Annotated in this window: 4 protein-coding genes; all 4 read right to left on the bottom strand. The window is 58.8% G+C overall.

Features of this window, described 5'->3' with window-relative positions; all coding sequences use genetic code 11:
• Positions 1-371, bottom strand: a 371-nt coding sequence (locus tag EOM25_12455) for a hypothetical protein (protein ID NCC25984.1), incomplete at its 3' end; no start/stop codon positions are given.
• A 112-nt stretch (positions 372-483) separates the two neighbouring features.
• Complete coding sequence (locus tag EOM25_12450) at positions 484-2,451, bottom strand: TRAP transporter permease (GenBank protein ID NCC25983.1); 1,968 nt, start codon at positions 2,449-2,451, stop codon at positions 484-486.
• Between the two features lie 123 nt (positions 2,452-2,574).
• On the bottom strand, positions 2,575-3,564 hold the full coding sequence (locus EOM25_12445) for a TAXI family TRAP transporter solute-binding subunit (protein NCC25982.1): 990 nt from the start codon (positions 3,562-3,564) through the stop codon (positions 2,575-2,577).
• Between the two features lie 199 nt (positions 3,565-3,763).
• On the bottom strand, positions 3,764-4,636 hold an 873-nt coding region (locus EOM25_12440), incomplete at its 5' end, for a glutamine synthetase (protein ID NCC25981.1).

Raw genomic sequence — 4,636 nt, 5'->3', positions numbered from 1 at the left:
TTGTCGCCGCCTTTGACGAAATAGATGAGGCTGCCTTCCGACGTGAAGGCGGCCACGCCCTTGTAGAGATCGAAGTTTGGAAGAAGCCCTGCCAGATAGCCCTCGGCTTGGGTCTGATAGACTTTGTATTGGAAGGCCTGTCCGACAAACCGGTCTTTGGCGAAGGCCCGCAGAACATTGGAGGTGAATTCCAGGAACATCTCCTGCTGGTTGACCGAGTCCCTGGCCAGGCTTTGCATGGCCTGTTTCTCGGCATCAAGGATGATGTCCCTGGAGGCCTGACTGGCATGAAAAACCAGGCCGAACACCCCAAGGCCAACCAGGATGGTCACAACGAGGACAAGTTGGGTGGTGATGCTTTTCAGTCGCACGGCAGTCTCCATTGGGTTCGTGATTTCGATGGAGGGCTGTTAGGCGTTGAAACAAAGAAGGCGGGCCCGGAGTTGCCCGGGCCCGCCTTGTCCATGCGGGTCACGATCGTGTTCATGTGGACGCCAGGGCGGCTTCCTTCTTGTTTTTATGGTGTTGCCACAGGCCCAGGAGGACGACCATGCCGATACCGGTGGCATCGGTGAGCAGGCCGGGCACAAAGCACAGGAATGTGGCCGCCCCAAAAAAGAGCCACTCGAGGATGGTCGTGCGCCGGATCAGGTAGAACATGGACCAAGCCGAAAAGGCCACGGTGCCCACGGCGGCGGCGAAGTAGACCGAGGCGATTCCGGTCCAGCCGGCGTTGGCGGCCTCTCCCCAGCCGATGTAGAGGGTCATGGCCGGCTCATAGGCGAACATGAAGGGCATGACATAGAGGAGCTTGGAGAATTTTAGGGCCGTCCATCCGGTTTTCCATGGATCGGCCCCAGCTATGGCCGCACCGGCGTAGGCCGCGACACAGACTGGCGGGGTGATATTGGAGTTTTGGCTGAACCAGTAGACTATCATGTGGCCGGCAACGAGGCCGACGCCCATCTCGTTCAGGGCCGGCACGGCAAGGACGGCAACGATGAGATACGAGGCCGTGACCGGGACGCCCATGCCCAGAACCAGGGAGGCCAGGGCGATGAGAATCAGGGCCGGCAAGAGATGACCTCCGGACAGGGAGATGATGATGTTCGAGAACTTGAGTCCAATGCCGGAGAGGGCGATGGTCCCGACGATGATGCCGATGACGCCCACGGTGGCCCCGATGACCAGGGTGCTCTTGGCCCCGCCGACGATGGCTTCCCATATTTGCTTGGGACCCATGCGGAATTCGGGGTCGAACTGGCTGATGAAGATGCAGGACAGGGTGGCCCAGAAGGCAGCGTTGCCCGGGGAATAGCCCAGAAGCATCATGGCCACGATGATGACCAAGGGCAGGCATTTGTACCAATGCTTCTTGAAGATGGCCGATGCCGGGGGCATGTCGCTCAAGTCAAGACCCTTGATGTCCAGCATCTTGGCCTCGAAGTGGATCATGGTGAAGACCGAGAGGAAATACAAAATGGCCGGAAAGATGGCGATGAGCATGATCTGGACGTAGGGCGTGTTGGTCATTTCGGCCATGATGAACCCGCCCGCCCCCATGATGGGAGGCATGAACATGCCTCCGATGGAGGCGGCCGGTTCGATGGCTCCTGCCACATGCTTTCGGAATCCCGCCTTTTTCATCAAGGGGATGGTGAAAGCCCCGGTGGTTACGGTGTTGGCGATGGCCGAGCCGGAAACGGACCCGAAAAAGGCCGAGGCGATGACGCAGACCTTGGCCGGACCGCCCACGGCCTTGCCGGCCAAGGCCAGGGGCCAGTCGATGAAGAAGCGGCCCACCCCTGATTTCTGTAAAAAGGATCCAAAAAAGATGAAGAGGATGACGTAGGTGACCAGGACGCTGGCCATGACTCCGAACACGCCGTCCTGAGTCAGGAAGAGATACGTGGCCAAGCGGTCGATGGAGAAGCCGCGATGGGCGATGGCCGAGGGAAAATAGGGACCGAAATACCCATAGATCAGAAACAGGATGCCGCCCAAAGTGATGGACCATCCCAGGACCCGGCGGCAGACCTCCAGGGAGATGAGCACGCCGACGACGCTGACCCAGACGTCCATCTGGGTCTCCATGCCGGTCCGATAGTTCAAGTTTTCGAATTCGAGAATCCAGTATCCGACCACTCCTCCGGCGATCAGGGCCAGAACGATATCGACCACCGTGGGACGGGTCTGGTTGGATCGCCTCCAGAAGGGGAAGGACAGGAAAATCATGATATAGGTCAGAAAGACGTACACGCCCCGGTGGTACTGGTCGCCAACGGGCCTGATGCCTGCCGAATAGAAATACAGCAAGACCATGGCCAGTCCCATGACGGACACGAGAAGCTTCCAGAATCCGGTGAGCTTGCGTCCAGTTTTGGATTCCTTGGCCTGGATTCTCTTGAGTTCTTCCTTGCGGGCGACGGATTCTTCCTGGAGTTCGGTCATGAGCTGGTCGTCCTTTGCGGTCGAGTCGGGGTGCTTTGGAGGGGATGGTTTCGAATCGGTCATGGCTTGTTCTCAAAAAGCGGGGGCCGCTATCAGAGGCCCCCGCTTAAAGTTGGAAGCGGGTTAGGGCTTGAGGTCCTCGGGCACGGTCAGACCCTGCTCGGTCCAGAACTTGTAGGCTCCGGGATGCAGGGGCACGGAGGCGCCGGTCAGGCCTGTGGAGATGGACATTTCTCTGGCGGCCGAGTGGGCGGTGACCATGTTCTTCAACCCTTCGGGCGAGTAGATGGCCTTGAGGGACTCGTACACGATGTTCTCGTCGACCTTGTCGTTGGTCATCCAGAAGGTCGAATCCTGGAAGGTGGTCACTGCCTCGTTCTGGCCACGATAGGTTTCGGCTGGGATCTCAACCTTGGCATAGAATGGATACTCTTTGTAGAAGCCGCTTTCCTCGGCGTCCTTGTGTAGGTTGACCAGGGTGATGTTGTCCTGGGTCGCGGCCTCGATGATGGAGGCATTGGGGTAGCCGACCAGGACCCAGAAGGCGTCGATCTTGCGGTCCTTGAAGGCCGAGGCGGCCGGGGAGTAGCCGAGGAACTGGGGAGAGATGGAATCCCACAGGCCCATGTGACGGAAGAACCGCTCTGCGGCCAGGGCCGCGCCTGACCCGGCGTTGCCAACGGCCACGCGCTTGCCAGCCAGGTCCTTGGCCGACTTGATGCCGGCGTCGGCCCGAACGACCAACTGGGCCGGGGCGCCGTACAGGTAGCCCATGGTCCGGACCTTGTCGTACTTGGTGGCGTCGTTGGGCAGCTTGCCCTGGCGGCCCAGATAGGCGTCGCCGGAGTAGACGATGCCGAAGTCGATCTGGGCCTGGTTCAGTCGGCGCAGATTTTCGCCTGAACCACCAGATCCTTCAGAGGAAATTTCAACGTCGGCCAGGTTTTTTCCCAGATAGATGGCGATGCCGTTGGCGAAGTAGTTGAAGGTTCCGCCTGTGGGGCCGCCTCCGAAAGCCAGAAATTTCTTGGCTTGGGCGGATGAGGGTTGCAGCGAAAGGGAGAGGGCCATGGCGATGATGGCCAAACCGAACACTTTGCAGCAGAATTTCATGCGAGGCTCCTTGTTGCTGGTGATTAGAAAGGCAAACGGCAGTATTTACGATAGACTGGACACAAGCACGAAATGGCTTTGAAGTCAACGGCCCCAAGGCTCTGAGGTCGGACTAAACGGCCCTTTGGCGGTTTAGAAACGCAAAAAGGGGAGTCCGTCCGGACTCCCCTTTTTGCGGTTGATTCAATCTCCTGCGGCATCAGAGAAGTGGCAGATAGGTTTTGATCTCGTAACTGGTGATCTGGGTCCGGAACTTATCCCACTCAATCATCTTGTTCTCGATGAACTTCGTGAAGATGTGGTCGCCCAGGGCCTTGCGCATGAGGTCGCTCTTCTCGAATTCGGCCACGGCGGACTCAAGGCTTCCGGGGAGGTTGTCGATGCCGTGGGCTTTCCGCTCGACGGTGTTCATCTCGAAGATGTCCTCTTCAACGGGTTTGGCAAGGGTCATATTTTTTTCCATTCCGTCCAGGCCGGCGGCGAGCATGACTGCAAAAGCCAGATAGGGATTGCAGGCCGGGTCCGGGGACCGAAGTTCGAGGCGGGTGGCGTTTTCCTTGCCAGGCTTGTACATGGGAACGCGGATGAGGGCCGAGCGGTTGCGTCGGGCCCAGGCGATGTAGACTGGGGCCTCGTAACCGGGCACTAGGCGTTTGTAGGAGTTGACCCATTGATTGCACACGGCGGTCAAGGCCTTGGCGTTGGCCAGGAGACCGGCGATATAGGACTTGGCTTCCTTGCTCAGACTGTAGGTGTCGGAGGAATCGAAGAAGACATTTTTGCCGTTTTTGAAAAGAGACTGGTGGACATGCATGCCGCTCCCGTTTTCACCGAAAATCGGCTTGGGCATGAACGAGGCGTAGCAACCATGTTTGCGGGCCGTTTCCTTGAGGATGACACGGTAGGTGATGGCCGTGTCGGCCATGCGCAGTGCTTCCTGATACCGCAGGTCGATTTCGTGCTGGCTGGGGGCCACTTCGTGGTGGGAGTATTCGACCTGAATACCCATGCGGTTCAGGGCGAAGATGGCATCCCGGCGAACGTCGTTGGCCAGGTCCAGGGGCGGGGCGGC

This window comes from Deltaproteobacteria bacterium (genome assembly GCA_009929795.1).
In the GTDB taxonomy this organism is placed as follows: Bacteria; Desulfobacterota; Desulfovibrionia; order Desulfovibrionales; family Desulfomicrobiaceae; genus RZZR01.
The sequence above is the reverse complement of the archived record's forward strand: the minus strand, read 5'-3'. Positions and strand labels throughout refer to the sequence as shown.

Bases quoted from the DNA above. Each gene is read 5' to 3' on its own strand.
- EOM25_12450 (NCC25983.1), bottom strand. From the start codon at position 2,451: ATGACCGAACTCCAGGAAGAATCCGTCGCCCGCAAGGAAGAACTCAAG.
- EOM25_12445 (NCC25982.1), bottom strand. From the start codon at position 3,564: ATGAAATTCTGCTGCAAAGTGTTCGGTTTGGCCATCATCGCCATGGCC.